16 protein-coding genes and 1 pseudogene are annotated in these 21,957 nt (G+C 46.0%); 3 read left to right on the top strand and 14 right to left on the bottom strand.

The window, feature by feature from the left end:
* The first annotated feature begins 218 nt into the window (after window positions 1-218).
* Entirely contained in the window at window positions 219-1,757 is a 1,539-nt protein-coding gene (locus tag ACIFSR_RS28280; RefSeq protein WP_430061681.1) for a DUF4127 family protein, read from the top strand.
* 90 nt (window positions 1,758-1,847) lie between these two features.
* Here ACIFSR_RS28280 and ACIFSR_RS28285 read toward each other — a convergent pair whose 3' ends face one another.
* From ACIFSR_RS28285 to ACIFSR_RS28335, 11 genes are all read right to left on the bottom strand, one after another.
* Window positions 1,848-2,909: a Gfo/Idh/MocA family protein gene (locus ACIFSR_RS28285; protein WP_430061683.1), complete on the bottom strand. Its 1,062-nt coding sequence runs from the start codon at window positions 2,907-2,909 to the stop codon at window positions 1,848-1,850.
* On the bottom strand, window positions 2,906-3,964 hold the full coding sequence (locus tag ACIFSR_RS28290; protein WP_430061685.1) for a DUF4855 domain-containing protein: 1,059 nt from the start codon (window positions 3,962-3,964) through the stop codon (window positions 2,906-2,908). Before ACIFSR_RS28290 ends, ACIFSR_RS28285 begins: the two co-directional genes overlap by 4 nt.
* Before the next feature lie 18 nt (window positions 3,965-3,982).
* Entirely contained in the window at window positions 3,983-4,666 is a 684-nt protein-coding gene (locus ACIFSR_RS28295) for an N-acetylmannosamine-6-phosphate 2-epimerase (protein WP_339208602.1), read from the bottom strand.
* Window positions 4,667-4,764: 98 nt separating this feature from the next.
* Entirely contained in the window at window positions 4,765-5,760 is a 996-nt protein-coding gene (locus tag ACIFSR_RS28300) for a carbohydrate ABC transporter permease (RefSeq protein WP_430061687.1), read from the bottom strand.
* Between the two features lie 15 nt (window positions 5,761-5,775).
* The gene (locus ACIFSR_RS28305) at window positions 5,776-6,678 is read right to left on the bottom strand and encodes a carbohydrate ABC transporter permease (protein ID WP_430061689.1); all 903 of its coding nucleotides are present in this window, start codon (window positions 6,676-6,678) and stop codon (window positions 5,776-5,778) included.
* A gap of 2 nt (window positions 6,679-6,680) precedes the next feature.
* A complete protein-coding gene (locus ACIFSR_RS28310; RefSeq protein ID WP_430061691.1) occupies window positions 6,681-9,236 on the bottom strand; it encodes a DUF5696 domain-containing protein in 2,556 nt (851 codons plus the stop codon).
* A 4-nt stretch (window positions 9,237-9,240) separates the two neighbouring features.
* Window positions 9,241-11,304 (bottom strand): YIP1 family protein, encoded by a 2,064-nt coding sequence (locus ACIFSR_RS28315; protein ID WP_339208598.1) that lies wholly within the window; start codon window positions 11,302-11,304, stop codon window positions 9,241-9,243.
* 20 nt (window positions 11,305-11,324) lie between these two features.
* Entirely contained in the window at window positions 11,325-12,197 is an 873-nt protein-coding gene (locus ACIFSR_RS28320; protein ID WP_076270027.1) for a carbohydrate ABC transporter permease, read from the bottom strand.
* A gap of 2 nt (window positions 12,198-12,199) precedes the next feature.
* Complete coding sequence (locus ACIFSR_RS28325) at window positions 12,200-13,153, bottom strand: carbohydrate ABC transporter permease (protein ID WP_144376841.1); 954 nt, start codon at window positions 13,151-13,153, stop codon at window positions 12,200-12,202.
* A 15-nt stretch (window positions 13,154-13,168) separates the two neighbouring features.
* Window positions 13,169-16,063, bottom strand: a complete 2,895-nt coding sequence (locus tag ACIFSR_RS28330) for an extracellular solute-binding protein (protein WP_430061693.1) — start codon at window positions 16,061-16,063, stop codon at window positions 13,169-13,171.
* Window positions 16,064-16,164: 101 nt separating this feature from the next.
* Entirely contained in the window at window positions 16,165-17,556 is a 1,392-nt protein-coding gene (locus ACIFSR_RS28335) for an ABC transporter substrate-binding protein (protein WP_339208594.1), read from the bottom strand.
* A gap of 553 nt (window positions 17,557-18,109) precedes the next feature.
* On the opposite strand from ACIFSR_RS28335, the gene tlp reads away from it, so the two are divergent.
* Both tlp and ACIFSR_RS28345 read left to right on the top strand, forming a co-directional pair.
* Window positions 18,110-18,325: a small acid-soluble spore protein Tlp gene (gene tlp / locus ACIFSR_RS28340; RefSeq protein ID WP_339208592.1), complete on the top strand. Its 216-nt coding sequence runs from the start codon at window positions 18,110-18,112 to the stop codon at window positions 18,323-18,325.
* Between the two features lie 507 nt (window positions 18,326-18,832).
* A pseudogene (locus ACIFSR_RS28345) lies at window positions 18,833-19,030 on the top strand (transposase); the annotation flags it as partial.
* A 112-nt stretch (window positions 19,031-19,142) separates the two neighbouring features.
* Here the strand turns inward: ACIFSR_RS28345 and ACIFSR_RS28350 are convergent.
* From ACIFSR_RS28350 to ACIFSR_RS28360, 3 genes are all read right to left on the bottom strand, one after another.
* Complete coding sequence (locus tag ACIFSR_RS28350) at window positions 19,143-20,009, bottom strand: MurR/RpiR family transcriptional regulator (protein WP_430063153.1); 867 nt, start codon at window positions 20,007-20,009, stop codon at window positions 19,143-19,145.
* A gap of 102 nt (window positions 20,010-20,111) precedes the next feature.
* Entirely contained in the window at window positions 20,112-20,852 is a 741-nt protein-coding gene (locus ACIFSR_RS28355; protein WP_430061695.1) for a glycerophosphodiester phosphodiesterase, read from the bottom strand.
* Window positions 20,833-21,867 (bottom strand): phosphotransferase, encoded by a 1,035-nt coding sequence (locus ACIFSR_RS28360; RefSeq protein ID WP_430061697.1) that lies wholly within the window; start codon window positions 21,865-21,867, stop codon window positions 20,833-20,835. The genes ACIFSR_RS28355 and ACIFSR_RS28360 overlap by 20 nt, the downstream gene beginning before the upstream one ends.
* Window positions 21,868-21,957: the final 90 nt, after the last annotated feature.

The following is a 21,957-nucleotide window of genomic DNA, read 5'->3' on the forward strand; positions in this document are numbered from 1 at the left end:
ATCCTCCAATCATCACAATTACGACTTTTCTAGTAAAACGAGACCACGCCTCATAAATGATCATCCAATAGCTGATGTGAGATCTCATAATCCAATTTTTATGACCATTTTAGAGAAAAAATCCTTTTTAAATTTTTTTTATAAAAAAATATTCCATACACTCTGCTTGATGTATAATAGGTGTAATTCATCATTTATCCATAAATGGAGGTCATTGTATGAGTAAAGTCGTTTACCTTCCGCTAGACGAACGTCCTTGCAATGCAAAATTCCCACAAATGATAGCTGCAATCAGCGATCTCTCGCTCGTCGCTCCGCCACTAGAATTGCTCGGAAGAAAGAAACAGCCTGCCCGCTATGAAGGGGTACATGATTGGCTGTTGCAGCAAACTGCTAATGCAGACTATTTGATACTTTCCGTTGATATGCTCGTTTACGGCGGCATTGTTCCTTCCCGTCTGCATCAATTATCGCTTCAAGCATGCATGGAACGTCTCCAACTGCTTGAGCAGCTGAAGCAGCGCAATCCGGCACTTCGCATTTATGCGTTCAATTTAATTATGAGAGCCCCAGCTTACAACAGCAGTGACGAGGAACCTGATTATTACGCGCATTATGGACACTCGATTTATCGCTATGGCTGGTTAAAAGACAAGCAGACCTCCGAGCTGCTGAACGATGATGAACAAAACGAATGGCTTCAGCTTCATAGTTCTATACCAAGCGCCATTCTAAATGACTTTCTACAGCGCAGAGAAGCGAACTCACAAGTAAATGAACATATGATCACGCTCGTACAATCCGGCATCATTGATCATCTTGTTATTCCTCTGGACGATAATTCGAAATACGGCTTCAGTCCGATGGAGCAGCGCAAGCTTCTTATCTCGGTAGAGCAGTACAATCTCATGGATAATGTGCTTATTTACCCTGGTGCTGACGAAATAGGAAGCATCTTATTTGCCAAGGTGTTTTGCACGATCAAAAAATATCAACCTGAGGTTTTTGTTCGTTACTCCTCGACACTTGGGCCAACGATCATTCCGAAATACGAGGATCGCAGTCTGAATGAAAGCATAAAATCTCACTTAACTTCAGGAGGCGCCTTCATGGGTGATTCCTCGATGACAGCCGATTTTGTACTTATGGTACATTCTCCTCCAGTGTCTTCGCATGATGCAGCTGAATCACCAAATTTATACCGGGATCGTCACCGTTCCTACTTCTCTGAGGTACATATAGCTGAATTCGTTACGGCGATTGAAGCGATAGCTAATAAAGGCTGCATGGTCGCACTGGCGGATGTCGCTTCATGCAATGGCGCCGATAATAGTCTCTTAAAACTGTTATCCAAGAAAAACCTAATTTCCCGCCTCTCCGCTTACGCTGGCTGGAATACGTCCGGCAATACACTCGGAACGGTGATAGCGCATGCCATCGTAGCTTCCTACTATCGCCAACAAAGCAATAACCAAGAATCAAGCACACAGATGAGCGAGCATTTCATGCTCTATCGTTTGATTGAAGATTGGGGTTATCAAACAATCGTAAGACAGGAAGTCGCTCATCACTTGCCAGAGCTCGGAGCCAACTACTTCGATGTGAGCCAAGTTAAAGAGCATGTATCTCAGCTCATCACCCAAAAGCTGCAGCGCTTCTGCAATGATTATTTAGCTGAACTCGCTGAGGGCAGAATCGACGAAATAAAAGCCGATCTCCCTTGGAATCGCATGTTTGAAGTCGATTTATCCTTATAATACAGCGCTCGCAAGTGATTAACATCAGATATGAAAATGCTGTTCCTAGGCTTGCCCGATGGAACAGCATTTTTATTAACCCTTTAAAGCTCAGCTGAACTGAATTTCTTCACCTTTCTCTGCTGATTCGTATATGCCGCACAGCATTTTCATCACCTCAAGACCATCTTGTACTGGACTTAAGGTCTCTTTTCTTCCGAGGCAGCTGTCGATGAAATGGTTGATTTCATTTTGGAATCCGCTGGCGAAATCAAAGCCTAACTGGTCAACCTGCGGCGTAATGTTCAGAATCGTATCATGTTTCTCCGCAACGATGAACAGCTCCGGCTCGATTTCGGCGCCACCTTTGTCACCAAAAATTTTGACGGTAATCTCATCCTTTTTGGCATGCAGCGTAAAGCTTACATCAACCAAAAGTGATGCCCCGTTGTCGAAACGGATAAGCGCGTTTGCCAGATCCTCAACGGTGTTTTTGCTGGAATCATAGTCGGATGCTTTGTAAAACGATAGATTTTGAACATTTGCCCGATTCCCAAGCTGACGATAAGTATTGCCGCTGATCGACTTTACTTTCGGCTTGCCCATTAAGTACCAGCATAAATCAATAATGTGTACGCCAAGATCGATTAAAGGTCCGCCGCCCGAACGCTCCTTGTCAGAGAACCAACCGCCTGGGTTCCCTAACCTTCGCAAACAAGTCGCCTTTGCATAATAAATGCTGCCAAGCTCACCTGCGCTGATGAAACGCTGCAAAACGTCTGTATTCGATCCGTATCGCCTCACGAAACCAACCTGCAAAACCTTGCCGCTATTTTTCACCGCTTGCTCTACCCGCTCCGCTTCTGCAACGGTTTTGCAAAGCGGCTTCTCTACGAGAACATGCTTGCCGGCCTCTACGGCAGCAATGCTAATTTCAGCATGCGAGTTGTTCCATGTGCAAATGCTTACTGCATCGATTGCTGGATCAGCAAGCAGCTCGCGGTAGTCCGTGAACACCTTTTGCGCGCCAAATCTAGTCGCTTTGTTTTGGGCACGTTCTTCATTTAAATCACATATGGCATAGAGGTTAACTTCTGGATTGCCTGCATACGCATTCAGATGAACCTCCGAAATAGAGCCTGCCCCGATCACGCCAATATTCACTTTTGTCATCGTTTATAACGCCCCTTTATAAATTGATAGGTCAAATCATAAATATCCCTTTTTTCCGGCTCCTCCGCATATGCTGCATCAAAGAGCAGCTTAACGTCTTGATAATAACCTTTAAATACATCCCCGCTATAACCATATCTCGCGCCGCCTGCCAAATAATTTTCATATTTTGCGCGGAAATCGCCATTGCTTTCAAAAACTCGAGAATCGACCTCGATCTCTACGCCCATGCCGGCTTGTTTGGCCATGTTGGCTGCGATCCCGACTCTCGATTCGCCTGTCTTAGTAAAAAAGTGATTAGGCTGCATTGCTGCTGCGTCAAAGCCTAGCTCCTTCCATTTCCAATACAAGCTGGCCCTGTAATAGGGAATCCAGAAAAATTTCAGCCCTTTCGCGCGAACCATATCTCCCGTCCAGCCAATCAGCCCTTCCTCGTAGGGAACACTCGTATTCACTGCTTCATTCATCCAATAGAGCGCCTTCAGCTCGAGAAAGGGCAAGTCAGCACGCTCCCAGCGCTCTAGCAGTTGACCAATATACCACTCAAGCGCTTTTTGTTTATTTCGAGTCGCTTCCACTGCTGAAACAATTGTATGATCGAAGCAAAGCGAGTTGCCATCATCGCTTATTGCTCCAAAGTTCTGCTGATTCGGAGCCGGATAGGGAATCATGAGCACAACCTTCATTTTATGCTTTGGGTCTGCGAGTTGCAGCGCTACCTCCTCCATCGCTTCATTTAAAGCCGACAGTTCACCTGATTCCCCAAAGGTCTTATCCAAGTACCATTGCCAGTCTTTTTCATCGTTTGGATGCTCCTCTGATTCTTCAAATCCATTTGAAGAATGAGACCACTTGGCTAGAAACAAAGCCCCGTCAAACAGCCATTCGAGCGGCTTGCCTTCAGCATCGATGTAGCTGATATAGGGTATAAATTGCTCTTTCCTCCATACGCCCGCATCGTTTTCATAATGACCGTTATAAAACAACATCAGATTGTTTATTCCTGCCGTTTGTTCCCCTGAACGAAGAAAAGCTCCACTATCCGATCGCTCCATATCGCTGCCTCCTACTCATTACTTGATGCTCGTTACAAAACGTCTCACAACCTCTTGCGGCCTTGTAATAGCGGTTCCGATTACGACAGCGTGCGCGCCAGCGTCAAAGCAGCGCAAGCAATCCTCGATCGACCATATTCTTCCTTCCGCAAAAACGGGTGTCTGACCAAGCGCAGCTAATTTTCCGATCAACTCAAAATCAGGGGTTTGCAGCTTCGGACTTTGTGGCGTATAACCCGACATCGTCGTAGAGACGACATCTACGCCAAGCTTCATGGCGGATACGCCTTCCTCAAAAGTAGAAATATCCGCCATGATCAGCGTATTAGGAAAATTTTTGCGAATAGCAGCAATGACATGATCCAGCTTCTCGTTTCTTGGCCTCGGCATGGAAGTGCAGTCTATAGCCACGATATCAGCACCCGCTCGGATCACTTCCCCTACCTCTAGCAAGGTTGGAGTAATGTAGACATCGCTATCGGGATAATGTTTTTTATATAGTCCGATAACCGGAATCTTGCATTTGCGTTTGATAGCGGCAATATCCTGCGGCGTATTGGCACGAATAGCTGATGCCCCTCCGGATTCCGCTGCCGCTGCCATCGCAGCCATAATATCGGAGCCGTACAATGGCTCATGCTCAAGCGCCTGACAGGATACGATAAATCCTTTTTTTAGTCCGGCAATTAATGGTGGGATCATAGGGTCACCTGCTTATCCAAGAGCCCCTCGCTATCTACTCCTATGGCATCGTTCATTGCAGAACCCTCCAATCGTAAGTACGGTTGCCCGAATAATCGCTAGCCTACCAATCCTGTGCGCTCTACGCTCTCTACAAAGTATCTTTGTGCGAATAAATAAAGAATAAAGATCGGTAAAATGCCGAGCAGTGTTCCAGTGTTCAAATATAAAGATGTATGAGAAATACCACCAACATATTCGGGTCGAACAGCACCAGGCAGCAAATCGAGCATTCTTGCAAGAAGGGTATAATTTGGCGCAAAAAGATTTACAAAGTAGCTGTCATTCCATTGCCAGATGAACGAGAACAGCATGACCGTAGCTATCGCAGGTACAGCATTAGGCAGCATGACTCTTGCAAAGGTACCCGGAATGCCCGCTCCGTCCACATACGCGGCCTCTTCCAAATCCTTCGGCAGTGAGCGGAAAAATTGACGGAAAATATAAATATACAGACCGTTTTTCAAGCCCATCGCAAGCCCCGAAGAAATAAAGAAAGGCCAGAAGCTCTCCAGCAGATTCACGCCATCTTTTCCCGTGAACAGATGATAGAGCCCAAACACATCAAAAAAGCGATAATGCAAATACGTAGGAACCATAATCGTTTGCGGCGGCACAACGATGGTGAAGATGACGACTCCGAACAAAATGGCGCTGCCCCGGAACTTGAGCCTTGCAAAGCCATAACCAGCCAGTGCGCAGGAAGCGAGTTGAAGCAGCGACGTCCCAAGGCTAAGCAGCAGCGTGTTAGTGACGGATTCCGAATATTTTAAATAACCCATGACGATTTTGATATTATCCAGTGTAAAATGCCGCGGCAGCCATACGACGGTTGCATCGAACATATCCTGCTTGTCGCGCAACGCGATGGACAGCTTCGTAATGATCGGATACAAAATGATAAAACAAATCCCGACGATGAGTACGGAACGGATGAATATCCAAAGCCAATGCTTCGCTTTTTCAACTGGGCTATGGCGATCGTACCAGCTCGTTGCGGCCCGCACTAAGGCAGAGTCCGAGATGCGGCCTTTCACCTTTGTCTCAGCTTCCATATCTCTTCCTCCTTGTTAGTCATAGTAGAATACACGCTTCGAAATCAGATACGTCGATACGACTAGAATGATCGAGATGACTAGAAAGTAAATCCATGACATCGCCGAGCTGACGCCAAAGTCCAATCGACCAAAAGCTGCTTCCTGAATCATTTGCGTCATTTTATTGTCATAGAAGGAATCGATGATGGTATACACCACATTCGTCAGAATGAGCGGCGAAATCATGGGAAATGTTATTTTCCAGAAGGCTTCATAACCTGTGGCCCCTTCCATCTTCGCCGCTTCATAAAGAGAAGGTGAGATCGACTGCAGCCCCGCTAAAAAAATGAGTATCTGGACGCCAGACGAGCTGATGATCTGGTAGATTCGATCAACCGCACTAGTCAAATACTCCACAATGTCCCGGCTAAGACCAGCTTGGAAGAGCAGCGGCCTTAGCTCAATGCTTCGCAGTCCAGAATAGTTGCCCTCCATGTCGGTTGAAGCGGATCCGATCATTTGAGCTAGAAAATTGCCGTTATCAAGCTTAGCTATAACCCCTGAGGCTAACACGACTGGCAGGAATATGATCGCTCTCGCAAGCATTCTCCCTTTGAATTTCTGCACCAATAATGTGGCTGTAAATAAACTAAAAAAAATAATGAGCGGTACGTTTAATGCCATCACCGTAACGGCTTCCGTTAAGGAACGAACGTACCACGCATCAACAAAAAAGATGTTGCGATAATTTTCAAGGCCGACATATTGAAGCGAGTAGCCTTCCGAATTAAGCGTCAGCTTATGGAAGCTGAATTGAAGCGACTGGACGAATGGGATAACCATCAGCAGTACGAATCCAAGCAGCCAAGGGGTTACGAACAACACGCCGTATATTTCCTTTTTGCGCTCCAAGCTCAGTGTTCGTCTCTTCGACATCCTTATCCCCCCTTAACGATGTAATCATGGGCTTCAATGGTCACACCATCCGTTTGAACAACGGAATCGCTGTAATTTACGTAAACCGTTAAGCCGCTTTCATATACGGTTTTGTAAGTGCGTTCCGCCAGCTTTTCGTGCTTGATCATGCTCTGACCGCGGACCTGCCGCAGCACTGCATTCACTTCGCCATAAGCGTCGACAGCCTCATCAAACCATTGCTCATAATCATTCGAATAAAGATAACTGAATCGAGTGTCCTTAAGAACGGACGGCTCCTCATAGAACCAGCTAAAGTAGACATTTGAACCCGTTTCAAGCGAGCGCAGTACACTTTCCCGAAAGTCTTGCTCATCAGCCATGTTGTATGCTTTTCCCGCATATTCGATATAACCATGCAGCACCATTTGGTTAAACGGTATCGACTCACCGGCTAGCTGATATTCATTGCTTTTTTGCGGTATGTTTAGAATATGCGATACATACGGGAGAACATAAGCATTGCCGCCATTGACCATTATGCTTGGTGACATCTCCGAAATGGCTTCGAGCTGATCTGTAACGATTCGTTTTGCGTCCTCTCTTGTCACCTCTGCATTTCTTCGAAAATCCGAATGAAGCTCAGAGCCCAGATCCCTCAAGGAAATAGCTCCAGGATTCAGCTTCTTGAAATCAGACAGAAAACCGCTGACCGTTGAACTTAGCTTTCTTGGAGTCAACAAATAGTGTGACAACAGCTCGTTATGCCGAAAATATGCTGCGCGATCGAATTCATAAATTTTCGCATAGCGCCGAGAAATGTACTGGGCAGAGTCTTTGCTCGGGCTAAATTTCCCGGAATTCTGATAGATAAGCTGGAAGGCTGCATCCGGATAAAACCCACCTCCGCTCTTCTGCAGCTTTTCCACTAATCGCTTCCAATCGCCTTTGCTCCCTATCACGTTATCCATGTCGATATTCGATGCTATCGTATGATTTAAGCCTTCATTAAACCAGCCCTTGTAACTCAGCCGTATATTTTGTATTTGCTTGCCGTGAAGCTGATCAACGAGCTGCTCAGCTTCCTTCAAATTCGTTAAAGGTACAAGAGCCTCATAAGGAAAACCTAACATGTTTTTCTTTTTCGGGATGCTGCCAACAAGCTCCATATAAAATGGCGCATCTCCTTCTGCTTTCAGCTTTGATAGCCCATCCGCCTTCTCCAGATAAGTGCGATAGCTTGCTGCCATGCCTGAGTAATCAGCCTCATCGCCGCTTAATAAGGAATAACGAATTTTCAAATTCCCCTTGTACGTCTCCTTTGGCGTTTTGTGCATGATCTCATTATTGCTTAAACGCACCTCGTCCTTCGGCAAAATAATGAACTGGGCAGCAATCGTATTAAACTCATGCAATCGCCCGCTTATATCCGCGGAAAGCTTGGCTAGCGCTTCCCCCTGCTCAATAATGGCAAGAAATGCTGCATCATTCTTTTTCATTCCGAATACCGGCAACCGGTTTGGCTCAAGCGTATTAAACTTTTCATTTACATAGATCGAGCTGTCTTCACCGTATATCGGGATCAGGATAGGCTGCGCCTGGATATTTCCAGTGTTGAACCTAATAAGCGTTCCCGACCCGTCAGGAAGAAAGAGGTAGCCGTCATCCTTCTGGCCCGCAGCTCCGAAATTTTCTAGAAGACTGATCGAATGAATCCGATAAGGCGGAGTATCTTCAGTGATGGTCGACGTATCCACTGAAGCGATTAGATCTCTGCCATCCAATGTGTATTCAATCGCTGCCGAAAATTTCGGTTTAACCGATTCTTCAGCTGCTCCGCCGCCGTCTCCCTCACCATTATCGATAGCAAAATCCTCTTCCGTATATTCCGCCTTCTCAAAGATTGCCAATAGCTTTTTCACGACAGCTTTTGGTATTTCTCGGCGTTCGTAAATACCCTGCTCCTCATTTAGCTTGTATCTAACCTTCAGCTGTTCTTGGTCCGCTGGATCTTCCAATCGCTTCAGCAATCTTTCTTCGAACCGCTCCTTGTTTATCTTCTGCGGTATGGACTCAAGCCCTTTCTGCGGATCACCGAACTGATAGGTGACCGTCACCCCATTATCCGCTTGCTTAATTTCAAACTGATTAAATTTCACGCTGTTGTTATAGCTGTCATAATCTTTGTTCTGACCGCTCTTCGTGAGGTAGACGAAAGAGATTTGGGAGGATAATTTCCCCTTTAAATACGGTGAAGCAAGCTTATCCTCCGAGCTGTCTGGATTCGAGCGCCATATGTTCCCGCTTATTTTATCCACGACCGCGATTTCAGCAGTAGCCTTGCTAATATAAAGCCGAAGTGCATCGTTCTCCAGCACCGGATCAAGACCTTCTATTCGAGGCTCCACTTGAGCTGACGCGTCTAGTGCACGGAGCGAAGCATCCGTTTCCGCGGAATCTTTACTAGGCGTCCCGGATGTAAGGGTGCTGTTAACCGTTGCCGATGTGCAAGCCGGCAGCGACAGCATCGCAAGCAGCAGGGACAATGCCACCCATTTCCGTGTATTGTGCTTTGACATGGCATTATCCCTCCCCTAGTCTAAACATCGCTTCTTTGTATACCGTAGCTGCGAAGGAAAGCATCTGCTGCGCTAAGCTGAAGAAAAGCAAGCCTAAGAAGATGATGATGCCCATCACAAGCATCGTTAGCAGCATCGTAATGACCGTTTTCCCCACCGTGTACTGATGAACGGTAAGCATACCGACAAATAACAATCCAAAAAACCACAAGAAGCCGATTGACTCCAGCAATCGATAGAACGAACCTTCCTGAATCGTAATGACATTGGATAATAAAATGAGTGGAATTTGCATCAGCACAACTGGAATAAGCGCATAGGCGGTAGCCATTACAATTTCTTTGAATTTCCCCTCGCCATCCATCAGCGTCGTCATCGACCAGTTGGCGATGCACCATAGAAAAAACGGGAGCACAATAAATTTAATCTCATCAAGCACGTTTACATTCTCTGCATTGACCGTTGGATTAAAGATAAAGCCGGTAAACTGCCTTTTGAGTACATAGAGAAGTGATAGAATAAGCAGCAGCAGCAAAGCAAACCAGATCTTCCCTTTTCGCTCGAACTTCAGCTCCCAGAATCCATTAAACGGATGGAAGATCGTATACCAGCCCATTCCCACTACGCCAGGCTCAGCTGTTCTACGCTTGATGAGCACTCTCGCAGCGATGAGCAGTACGACTGCTGTTATCGCTACTGCAGCAATTTTCCCGAAATGCTCCCACATGAAATCCTTGCGGTAACGTTCAAAAGCCCGTGAATAATATTGCGTGTGCATGCCCAGCTCAAAATGCTTCATCGCTTCGTAATTATGTCCCTGTCTGAGCTCCGCTTTCCCGATCCCCAAATAAGCGATTTCGAGATTGTTGTTTAATCGCAAAGCCTCGCGCCATTTCTCGACCGACTTTTCTTCCTCGCCAATATCATTATTAATAACGGCTTCCCGAATCACCTTTCCATAGCGCGTTGGCTCAAACATGACCAGCTGATTCAAGCCTTTATCTAGCACAATCATCTTATCGCCTAACATGTCAATGTCGGTTGGCGTCTTAAACGTCCCAACCTGCTCACCAAGCAGTCCGTAAATATACATCAGCTTGCCTTCTCTGTCGTACGTAAAGATTCTCCCGCGTGTACTGTCCAAAATGCTGTAAATCCCATTTCGATCAAGAGCGACGCTTTGAATAGCTGATGTTCCGGGCCGTGTGCCTCCTGTGCGGAATCGAATATCACCTTTTGGAGGCTGGTAGCCCGTTCTCTTCAGCACATCCGTTCCAGATGGATTCAGACGCTTTACTGGTGTATCCGAGAATGCCTCGCTTGTTGTAGCATAAACAAAGCCCTCACTGTCAATATCGACGTTGTTGAATTCGACAGGGATAAAGAGCACCATTTTGGAACGCTGCTCCTTCGTCATGACGCGCTTCCAGAACAAATCCGCGGCACTGTAGCGTACTTTATTGACGCCCATAAACCCTGAGAACTTGCCGCCGGAATCAAACTGCATAATGCCATTGAACACGCCTTTTCCGACAACATATAAACGACCCGCTGAATCTCCGACCAGCTTGATCGGCTCATAGACAAAGTTTCCGCCCAGCACATCGCTCTCCGGAGCGCCAATGACGCGTACCAGCTCGCCTTCCTTCGTTAGTTCAACAATGCGTTTGTTTCCTGTATCAGCAATGAACAAATGTCCATTTGAATGTACGAAGATTCCTTGCGGAGCTGAGAAGCTATCCGCTTTATTGCCATTCACAAAAGCATCAATCGTCTGAATTACACTTGCTTGCTCATCAAGCACGACAATGCGGTTATTCCCTGTATCCGCGACATAGATCTGATTGTCAGCGGTTATGAACAAGTCCTCTGGCGATTTGAATGGTCCGGAGCTTAACTGCTCCCCGCCGATTTGCTTCACTGGCAAGTACGGCACAGGCGCTGGCTCAGGATCTCCCCACCACGAATAATTGTAGCCATCATATGGTGCAGCATAGACTGGAACCGAAATGCCAACCAGGATCAGCATTAGTGGGAAGAGCAGCAGAAATTTACATAATCGATTCAACGTAAGCCTCCCCTTTCCCATCATTCTTTCATGCCGGAGGTTGACATCGTTTGAATAACGCTGCTCTGCGATAGCACAAAGATGAGAATCGGAACGGTGAGCAGCAGCAATGTTGCTGCCATCGAAGGACCCGTTCGTGCGATGCCTCCCGCCAGAATCTGACTTAACGCGTAATCAATTGTTTTGAGCTGCTCACTGTAAATGTACATCGAGCCCGCTGCTCCGCCTGCCCCCCATAAACCTTGGAAAGAAAAAATAACTAGCGTAAGCCATGCAGGTTTGACGACAGGCATAACGACACTCCAGAAAATGCGAACTTCACTGCAACCATCAATCTGTGCAGCTTCGAGCAGCGCATCCGGTATTTGCTCCATAAACTGTTTCATAAGATACAGCCCAAGCGAGGAGCCAATTGCCGGAATAATAACCGCCCAGTGGGTATCCAGAAAACCGAGCCATGACATCGTCATGTAATTCGTAATCTGAGTAACCGTAGCTGAGAACATTAGTGATAGGACTACAATGGTGAAAAGGAATCCCTTTCCTGGAAATTTCCGCTTCGCCAGTGGATAAGCTGCGAGGGAAGCAATGAGCACGTGACCGACCGTACCAACAATCGCAATAAAAAAAGTGTTATAAATGTAACGAGTAAAAGGCACCCATGAACCGGAAAGCAGATGATATAAGTCCGTAAAGTTAGTGAATGTAGGATTTTTGACCAAAAAATCAGGCGGAAACTTCAAAATTTCGTTAATCGGCTTGAATGCATTGCTGATCACAAATACAAGCGGCATTGCCATAAAATATCCTACTGCTGCAAGCAGCAAGAACAGAAAGACATCGCCCATCCATGAGCGGCTTATTCTTTTTTTTCTTAGACGAATTGTAATCATCGCTACTCACCGACCTTCGCCAGCAGCCTACGCACAATGAGATTCGAGCCGAGCATCATTGCGAACAGCACGGTCGCAATAGCTGAGGCGTATCCCATCTCAAAGCGAATGGAGCCGTAATCCATTAAATGCGTAACGATCGTATGCCCCGCATACTTCACGCTTGGGAACCCGGCGAGCGCAGTCGCTACCTCCGCAACGCCGAAGGAAGCTGTAATTTGGATGACCGCGCCGAACATCAGCATCGGCCTCATCGAAGGCAGCGTAATGAACCAAAGCTCCTGCCAGCGGTTGCGTATGCCATCGATCGCACCCGCCTCGAATAATGTTTTATCAAGTCCTTGCAGCCCTGCGATAAAGGCAAGAAAACTCGTTCCAAGGCTGAGCCAAAGCTGAACGATAATGATGATCGGAAGAATATATTTAGGTGTCTTGAGCCAAAGGATAGGCTCCAATATCAAATGCCACTTGAGGAGGAAAGCATTGATATATCCATAGGAATCGCTGCTGAACAAGAGCGTCCACACGATAAAGGCGCTCCCTGACAAGGCAGGCGCATAAAAAACCAGCGTCGCAAAAGCTCTAATCTTTGGCGGAAACTCATTAATGATCCACGCGAGCACAAAACAGGCGATATAACTGACAGGTCCTGTGATTGCGGCGAAGATCAACGTGTTTTTTAGAGCGATTAGAAACACATCATCCCTAACGAACAATTGAGCGTAATTGCGCCAGCCTACCCACTTCGGAAATTCCAGCATATTAAAGTTAGTGAAGCTGACCAGCAGCGATAAGCAGACGGGAAGGACGGTAAAGGTGAAGAAGATCAGAAAGAACGGTGCAATCATGGCATATAAAACCTTGTTCTTCGAAACTTCCTTCCACTTCAGATTCAACCGCGGCCGCAGCGTTTTGCTGTCCAATTTTAACTTGCTTTTTTTAACAAGCTGAATCATATGGACCCCTCCCTTCTACTTTGTCGGCAAATCAAATTCTTCGCGCTTGATCGTAATTTCCTGATTGATCGTTCGGACATAGTTTTCCAGCGTTTCACGCGGTTCGCTGCCGTCGGTGTACACCTCGTAAAAGGCATTATAGATGTGCCGATCGAGTGAATAGCCGCCTGGGACAGCAGGTCTGCCGACAACCCAGTTCAGCTCTTCAACCAACTGATTCATTTCCTTTGCTGACCATGGAAGACGCTGCAAAGCTTCTAAATTCGCAGCTGCATATCGCGCCGATTCCCCTAATATCGCTTCCATCTCACGCCCAAACGTGACCTGTGCCTCCGTGTCCGTCCACCATTTCATAAACGACCAGCCTGCTTCTTTATTTTTGGCGTCTTTGAACATCACTGTGCCTGTAGCTGAGCTAAGTGTATCGTGGCGAACCTTCCCCGCCTCGCTCTTCGTGCCCGGGACCGCGACAAAACTCCACTGGCCTCTAATTTCCGGGGCAAAAATCGTCAAAAAATTGAACGTGGTATAATCCGCAATACCAATTGGCATCTCACCTGTGCGGAAACGGTTAATGAAATCAAATTCAATTGGCAGCTTATAGTTGGTATACAGCTCCGTCCACTTTTGGAACGATTCTATGCCAATGGCTGAATCAAGATCCGTGGCAATGCCATCTTCTTGGTAATATTGGCCGCCATTTTGATAGAGCATCGATTCAAACACGATATTTTGCGGTAGCGCCAAATCCATGTTGTGCTTCTGGAGCTCGGGAATGATACGGTACATATCCTCCCATGTTTGCGGCACGTCCAAATGCAGCTCTTCCAAAATATCTTTGCGATAGAATAGCATTGGGAACGATTGTGTTTCTGGTAGAGCAAACACGCCGTTCTGATACTTAAAGCTTGCGAAAGCGCTATCCATAAACCGGTCCTTAATCTGTTCAAATTCCGGGAAGCTGGATAAATCCTGAAGCGCGTTCCGCATCGCAAAGTTGATTACATCGCCTTGTGTCAGCGCGATATCCGGGCCTTTCCCCGCTAGCGTTGCCGGCAGAACAACTGCTGGATTCACGAGCTGTAAATTAACTGAGATGCCGGTTTGCGGCGTAAAGGTGTTGTCAATCATAGACCGAAGCAGCTGAGCCTGATCTCTTCCTGCTGCAATCCACACGGTTACTTCCTTGTCTCCTTGCTTGACGTTGCTGATGTGGCTGTAGTCTTCGGAAAACGATCTGGCAAAGGACATCACTTCATGTACAGACTTCCCGATGATTCCAGTACTGACCTTCGGCACAGGTACGTCCTGCGATTTGAAAAACAAATAATCGATTTCAAGCGGCTGTTGATTTACGGTAAGCAGCCAAGTGCCGAGGGCGGTCACATTATCCTTGAAGCCTTTGAGCCGTGAGGTCAACGTCTCGGTACGGCTTCCAATATCCTTCAATTGATAGGAGGTTGTTCTTAAGATCGTCGTGCTGGCGCTCGTGCCGCCAACCAGCTCATCCATCCGATCTGCTGCAGCGGTAAGAAACTCGCTCTGCTCCTTAAACACCTTTTGCAGCTCAGGAATTTTTTTCTCCAGCTCGTAATCGCGCAGAGGGTCTGGCGAAGCTGAAGTGATCATGATGATTTTGAGGTACAATGCGTTGAGCTGCTGGATGCTGGAACGCACCATTCGAATAATTTCAGCGAGGTCGCCCATCGTCAGCTCCAGCTTGATTTCATGCTTCCCCTTTGTCAAATAAAATAAGTACGGCTTGCCATCCTCGCCGGGCATTCCAATCTGCCATGCGCCGTCATAACGGAAAGGGATAGCTTCCGCCTCCTTGAACGGAATTTTCCCGTCGATGGAAAGCTCTCTAACCACGTTGACGCCTCTGACCGTATTTTGCTTGTATCTTAGGCCAAATTCATAAAGCCCGTCTTCTGGAATATCAAGGTTCCACGAAATCCACTGTCCGGGAATTTTCCAGTTGACGCCTCCGATTGTATTCATTCTAATTTTCGATACATGATAGGGTTCCGTGCCAGGACTGGAGCGATCATTCAGCGGATACAATGAGGGATTCGATTTGAACGCGGCGTCCTCGCCTTGAAGCTTAATAAACAAGCCTTTCGTCGCACTATAGCCTTGCTCTTCATACCCTTGCGCTACTTTCTCATAGGGAGGAATTTCTTCTTGCTGGTAAAGCTTCAAATAGTCTATAATCATCGGTTCTCTTAGAGAAACGAGTGAAATTCGATGTTGGCCTTTGGATAGATAAAAGGAGAATGGCTCACGATAATAACCTTCCGCATCACGCAATACTCTCTCCTGCCACTGCGGGCTTTCAACTTGTCTCGGCCGCAAATCATTTTGCTTGGCATCCTGCTCCAGCTCGGCCAGCTCATTGCGCCATACCCGTGAGAAAACAAGTCTGGATGCTTCTTCAAAAGGAACTTCACCGTCGATACGCAGCTCTCTCTCAATGGGTGAAGTGTTGCCTTCCACCGGAAAATAGCGCAAAGCCATATGATATAATCCGTCTTCTGGCACATCAACATCCCAATGAATGACGCCTGAATCTTCCGTTTCAACGACTGGCGTCTCGGCACCGTCGTAAACTTCCAATTTTTCAGCATTCATACCCTCAATCGCAGCAAAGGATTCGGCTTCAATTGTTTGATTGAGCGATGGATGCGGCTCATATGCATACTCAGCTGCATACTCTTCATAGCGATTGCCTGCTGAAGGGAGGTTTGCTAATTTCTTCTCCAATAAGGCTGATGCCGCGTGAGTAGACTCAAGTATGTGATCGCTGCCTGAGGAGCGGCTCGCAGGATAAATGGAGACGATTGTCAGGCATAGGACCAGAGCCAGCAGTGCGCCAACCACTCTCTTTGTTTTCCTGGTTACCTTCAGCATGCGAACCCCTCATTCCTCTTTAAATGGTCGTCCATATAAAAGGATGGGAATCCCTTATGGGGATTCCCTGCGATGCTGTTTCATCAATCTAGTCTCATCCTTTATTGTGCTGCCTTTGTTGTTGTTTGTGTATTCAAATCCTTATCAATCGCATCCTGCGCAATTTGTTTATTTCGCTCAAGCACCGTCTCTGGCGACTCGCCGCGATTGGCAATCGAATAGGAAATATCGCTTAAAGCTCCGCCTAGCGGCAGAAAAATAGGCTGTGCATATTTGAGAGAATCGAGCATCACTTCAATATCGCTTTCATCAGCAAGCAGCTGCTTCTCCGCTTCCTCGCGGTTAATCGGCTCTACGCGATCCCACATTTGAATTTGTTCCCAAATATAAGCTTTCTCTTTTGCTCTCTTGACGATGGCAGGGATATAGAACTGGACGTAGTTTTCAATGCTGCCTTGCCATGTTGTTGCTTTTGGACCTTTAGGGAAATAAACAAAACCTTGCTCATCGGTCATTGTTGTTCTTGTTGCGCCTTCCCATACTTCACCAGTCACCATTGCGGCTTTACCGGAGTTGAATAACGTTTGCGACTCATTGTAATCCTCGAAATTCTCGTTTTTGTTAGGAGCGACGACTTTATGCACATTGAATAGATCACTAAAAAATCGAAGTGCTTCTAGCAGGTTTGGATCGTCATAGTTGAAGACGTTTTTGCCGTCTTTGAGTGTAATAAAGGAGGAGTTGTTGGAGTGAATCAAGATGCGCGATAGATTTCCGACAATATTGGTGACGCCCCATTGGTCGATTACACCGTCGCCGTTCGTATCTTTTGTCGCTTTTTTGGCGATGTCTAGGAAAGCGTCCCATGTCCATTTGTCTTGAGCGATCAAATCATGCGGATCCGGAAGACCTTCGCGCTCAAATAATGTTTTATTGTAGTAGAGACCAGAGGCGTTGTTGATATTGGAGGTAAAGCCGTACATTTTGCCATTGACCGCACCGTGCTGCTTCAAGCCTGCAGGCCATTTGGGATCATCAAAATTGAAGAAATCATCCACCGGCATAAACAATCCTTGATTGATGGCCGGCACTGCAAAATAGTAATCCAAAGGTACGATATCGGCTGCCGACTCACCAGAGAGCGCAGCGTTTGTAACCATTTTTATGTTCTCGCCCCAAGGCACCTTCTCCCATACGATCTTCACATTATATTTCTTCTCGGCAGCCCGCCACTTCTCAAGTGTCGCTGCACCTTCCGGCGTATCTTCTGACGGTCCGTCGACCCAGTGAATAATTTTCAACGTCTCGCCGTTCATGTCGATAACCGGCTCTACAGGCGGAGCTTCTGTCGGAGCTGCCGTTTCGACAGTCGTATCATTCGTAGGCTTGTTCGTAGCTTTCTCACTTCCGTTATTGGTGCCCTTGCTGCATGCCGATACAAAAACGAGCGTAACCGCCAATAAAACCATTGCAAATAATTTTATTTTCCGCATAGCTTTACCCCTCCAATGGATGAAATGCAAGAGCTCATGCTTACTCTACATTTGCTGCGATCAACTGCTGTTTGGTCATCCCTCCCTGTTTTCAGTTCAAGTTCCAACCCCGCATCGATGCCTTCATGCCCCACTTACTTGGAAGGTTTCGGCTTACTTTTTATGTGATTGTCATGGTAGTCCACCAATAATGAGATGCTGTAAATCCTCCCAGAAAGTGATGATCTTTCCTGTTTACAACATATCATCACTGGAGGAATTTTTCAACAATTTTATTTTTTCTGAAAGAAAATTCTTTTTATCCGAAAATCCAGTAAACAACCGTTTTGAAAAACCGTATTCTATAAGGTTCGTCCTTCTTCAAATGAATCCTTTTTTAACCTATCATGCAAAGGATTTTTTCTCCACTATTAATTTATATATTAAAAAAAAATGCCTTTATTCTATATTGTCAGAAAATTTAAACATTAGATCTCAGGGCTCTCTATTGGCATAATTTCGGTGCTTGTCGGACATCTTAATAAGGACTACTGCACAGAGAGGAGGATTACAAATGGCTAAACCAGACAACAGAGAAGATAATGCCGCTCATTTGCAGCAGCACATTAACAACACAAAAGAAAATTTGCAAGAAGCAGAACAGTACTTAAATGAATTTGCAGATGAATTATCTTCGGATCAGCAGCAATCGATCGAAGCTAAAAACGAGCGCCGCAAAGAAAGCATTCAATCTTTCGAAGCAGAGAAACAGGACGAAGCAGGGCAATAAGCGCTCTTTATCTTTATAGAGACCCATCAAAGAAAAGGGGGCTGTCTCTGAAGCATTTTCTGAATCATTCAGCCCCCACTTTTCACGTAATATGCTGGCAAAAAAGAACCTTCAGATTCACTTTCAGAGTGGTTTTGAAGGTTCTTTTGCACATACTATGAGATTCTTCTCTCTCTCAGGTTTACCCTTTTGGGATATCCTCTTTTCTAATTCGGCAACACTGCACTTCTACATTGTTCTTCATTATTTTCTATACTGCATATTCGCAGGATAGCGGCATCATTTTCACACTTACGTGCAGCTATACTGTATTTCCTACAATATAAGCGCTCTTTAAGTGCTAAAATGGCTGATCATATAGTAAGTTATTGCATAAATACAACATAAATATCCTACACAGCTATAATGGGCGAAGTTCCTGCAATCGTGCAGGATAGCTGGACATAGATCGCGGAGATTGCTGCTGAAGACTTCTCAAAATAGCATCAAAACAAAGAAAAAGTGTGAGGATATGCGTTGTTGATAAGACGAATGATTGAACCCGAAAGTGTATTCGGGCAGATCAAGAATAGCCGGGTATTTCGGCGTTTTCTGCTTCGCGGCTTGCCTAAGGTAAGTCTAGAGGCCGGGTGGCTTTCGCTTGCCCACAATCTGATGATGCAAGCTAATATAGACCAGAATAGAAAAATAGCCGTACAGGAATAGCTCTCCTGTAAGGCTATTTTTCATGTGTGCAATCCCTTCAGAAGCTAAACGCTTTTGAGACAGTCCCATTTTTAATGGGCTTTGCGATATGATCGAAAGACGGCCCTATCGATTAATACAGCTTGTCTACGACGGAGCGAGCCGTCTTCTCCAAAGCTTCTGTGGCATTATTTTTCTTATGAGACAACAAATTGCACAAAATATCCAATAGATGTACCTGAGTAATTTTTGTTGACCAAGAACCGCCTTCGGTAGGCATCTCACGTGAGGGCACCAATAAAATGGTGTCAGCATGTGCTGTTATCGGAGAACGCATATGGCTTGTCAAACAAATGACCTCAGCTCCATTAGCTCTCGCTTGGCGCAGCGGATCTACCAGATCCCTCGTGCTCCCCGAAGTTGATATGCCAAACACCACTTCCCCTTTCTTCACGAGCGATGCAGACATGGCGATAATATGGGAATCCCTATGCGCCTCCACATTCATTCCAATTCGCATCAGCCTATAATGAAGATCAAGCGCTGTAATACCGGATGATCCTACTCCAAAAATATAAATTTTGTCCGCTGCGAGCATCCGATGGACAGCTTTCTCCAAATCCGCCGGATTGATTAGATCAAGCGTATTTTTCAGCATCATTTCGTTGCGAAGCGTAATCTTTCTTGCCTTCGTCAGCGTGCTGTCTTCTTCTTCTATTTCAACGGTCGAGTACGACGGACGGTTGACCAAATCCTGCGCAATAGAAAGCTTAAACTCTTGATAACCACGGAAGCCTAACTTGCGGCAAAACCGAATAACGGACGTTTCGCCTACCCCCGCCTGCTCAGATAAATCGGTTACCGTCGCCATAACCGCTTCCTCGGGATTTGATTTCACATAGTCGGCTACTTTTTTCTCCGCTTTGGTCAAGGAAGTATAAATACTCGAAATCAACAAAAGCGTATTGGACTGGTTAATTTTTTGACCTGCCATCTTCATCGTATCAGCTCGCTTCATAGTGTACTTATCTAAATGGTTTAGATGATCTATTCAAGGCTCACAATAAATGACATACCCTCAAAACATCCCGCTCAATCCCTATCACTTCACATAATCAGGATAATCGGTAATAATGCCATCAACGTTAAAATCAAGCAATGGCGGCACTTCCGCTGCCGAGCGAACCGTCCAAGGCGTCGTTTTTTTGCCTAAAGCATGAATGGTGTCTACGAAACTTTTCGTAACGAGATTCAAGCTCGGGTTCACATAATCTGCATACACGGCTGTTTCTTGAAGCTTCTCTACCGTTACATCTTCAGACTGATAAACAAGCAAACCAACTAGAACCTGGGGCATAATAGCACTAAATCGCTTCACAGAACTCTGATCAAAAGATTGAACAATAATAGAGGCAGGATCTTCATCCAGAATGCCGTGATCACGCAGCTCTTCGGCTAACTTCTGCTCTATCCCAGGATATAGCCAAGGCGCCTTAATCTCGATTAAGATACCGATTTTCCCTTTGCATAAGTTGAATACCTCTGATAGTGTTGGAATTCGTTCACCTTCAAATTTCGCATTATACCAGCTTCCTGCGTCCAGTTCACTCAGCTGAGCCATCGTAAAGTCCAGCACCTTGCCTCTGCCATTACTCGTACGATCAACCTCTGTATCATGAATAACAACAAGCTGCCCATCCTTTGTAAGCTGAATATCCAGTTCCAAGAAATCAGCCTTCATCTCTATCGCAAGCTGAAAGGACGCCATCGTATTCTCGGGTGCATACCCGGCCGCACCTCGGTGGGCAATGACGATAATTTTTTTATTGATTGCTGGTTTCATTCTGATCCCTCTCCCCTATCCATTCCATCCACTCATCAATATTTGCTGACATTTCCTTTAAGGACGAGAAGGTCAACAGCACCTGCTCATTGCCAAGCTGTTGCTCCGACTCACCGAAAATATCTTTGTGCAGTGAACGTCTCATATTGTACTCCAGCCATTCGAGCATGCTGCCCATTCTGCCGTAGAAAGCTTCCTTCAAATGTGTTAGCTCTGTCCCACCGACCTTTTGATATGAGCCTAGCATCGTCATAAAAATCTCTTTATTGACGTGACCCGTATCAATCCCGCTCCAGCTTAAGGCAGCATCAAGCAGCTCCATTGTTGGATTTGTTGAACCAGCTGCTTCCCAGTCAATAATATGCGGATGAAGACCGTCCTTCCAAACGACGTTTTTCGGATTTAAATCGCGATGGCTGAAGCACTGGCTATCGTTCAACATCTGGCTGGCTTGCTGATACTGATGATTCCATTCTAACAAGTCATTGAATCCAGCATCAATCTGCTGCGCCCATGGCATCGCTGTCCTAAGTCCTTCATCTATCAATTCCCTCAAGTAGTCCTGCCCGAAGGAGGTCCAGAGCGGGCTATGCTGCTCCTCGAATTTTAAGTTGTGAATCTTATGAAGCAAAGCTCCTATTATACTCGCGTGTTCCCTGCTGCAATCAGCAGGAGTAATGACAGCACCATCAATCCAATCAAACAGCATAACATCCACACCAGAAACCTGAGTAATGATGTCATTATTAACCGTCTTTGCTAAGACGGCAGGTATACCTGCACTTGCTGCGGCAGCTGCAATACGCTCTGAGAGCAAATAGTTGGACAAGACACCTGCTCTTGACATAATTTCAGGATTTAATATTTTCAAGGCGAATTGGCCTTCTGTTGTGCTGAGCTTCCACATGTGATGAAGCAAACCGCCAGTGACCGGACTTGGAAGAATGAGCGGCTCTCCAATATCGTAATGAATACAAAGACTCGTAACCCATTGCATATTGATATCTTGAGGCAATAGAATCCCTCCTCTTTCCTTCAATTGACTTTCACAAATTAAAATAATGTTCGGATATAGGCTTCATGGTCTGCCAGAATTTTGAAAAAG

It is taken from the genome of Paenibacillus sp. NRS-1760 (assembly GCF_050467785.1).
Lineage (GTDB): Bacteria > Bacillota > Bacilli > Paenibacillales > Paenibacillaceae > Pristimantibacillus.

What these genes read in the sequence shown, in the direction of transcription:
- tlp (WP_339208592.1), top strand. Translation starts at nt 18,110, where the DNA reads ATGGCTAAACCAGACAACAGAGAAGATAATGCCGCTCATTTGCAGCAG.
- ACIFSR_RS28335 (WP_339208594.1), bottom strand. Translation starts at nt 17,556, where the DNA reads ATGCGGAAAATAAAATTATTTGCAATGGTTTTATTGGCGGTTACGCTC.
- ACIFSR_RS28320 (WP_076270027.1), bottom strand. Translation starts at nt 12,197, where the DNA reads ATGATTACAATTCGTCTAAGAAAAAAAAGAATAAGCCGCTCATGGATG.
- ACIFSR_RS28290 (WP_430061685.1), bottom strand. Translation starts at nt 3,964, where the DNA reads ATGGAGCGATCGGATAGTGGAGCTTTTCTTCGTTCAGGGGAACAAACG.
- ACIFSR_RS28310 (WP_430061691.1), bottom strand. Translation starts at nt 9,236, where the DNA reads ATGTCAAAGCACAATACACGGAAATGGGTGGCATTGTCCCTGCTGCTT.
- ACIFSR_RS28300 (WP_430061687.1), bottom strand. Translation starts at nt 5,760, where the DNA reads ATGGAAGCTGAGACAAAGGTGAAAGGCCGCATCTCGGACTCTGCCTTA.
- ACIFSR_RS28330 (WP_430061693.1), bottom strand. Translation starts at nt 16,063, where the DNA reads ATGCTGAAGGTAACCAGGAAAACAAAGAGAGTGGTTGGCGCACTGCTG.
- ACIFSR_RS28305 (WP_430061689.1), bottom strand. Translation starts at nt 6,678, where the DNA reads ATGTCGAAGAGACGAACACTGAGCTTGGAGCGCAAAAAGGAAATATAC.
- ACIFSR_RS28295 (WP_339208602.1), bottom strand. Translation starts at nt 4,666, where the DNA reads ATGATCCCACCATTAATTGCCGGACTAAAAAAAGGATTTATCGTATCC.
- ACIFSR_RS28355 (WP_430061695.1), bottom strand. Translation starts at nt 20,852, where the DNA reads ATGAAACCAGCAATCAATAAAAAAATTATCGTCATTGCCCACCGAGGT.
- ACIFSR_RS28285 (WP_430061683.1), bottom strand. Translation starts at nt 2,909, where the DNA reads ATGACAAAAGTGAATATTGGCGTGATCGGGGCAGGCTCTATTTCGGAG.
- ACIFSR_RS28280 (WP_430061681.1), top strand. Translation starts at nt 219, where the DNA reads ATGAGTAAAGTCGTTTACCTTCCGCTAGACGAACGTCCTTGCAATGCA.
- ACIFSR_RS28325 (WP_144376841.1), bottom strand. Translation starts at nt 13,153, where the DNA reads ATGATTCAGCTTGTTAAAAAAAGCAAGTTAAAATTGGACAGCAAAACG.
- ACIFSR_RS28350 (WP_430063153.1), bottom strand. Translation starts at nt 20,009, where the DNA reads ATGAAGATGGCAGGTCAAAAAATTAACCAGTCCAATACGCTTTTGTTG.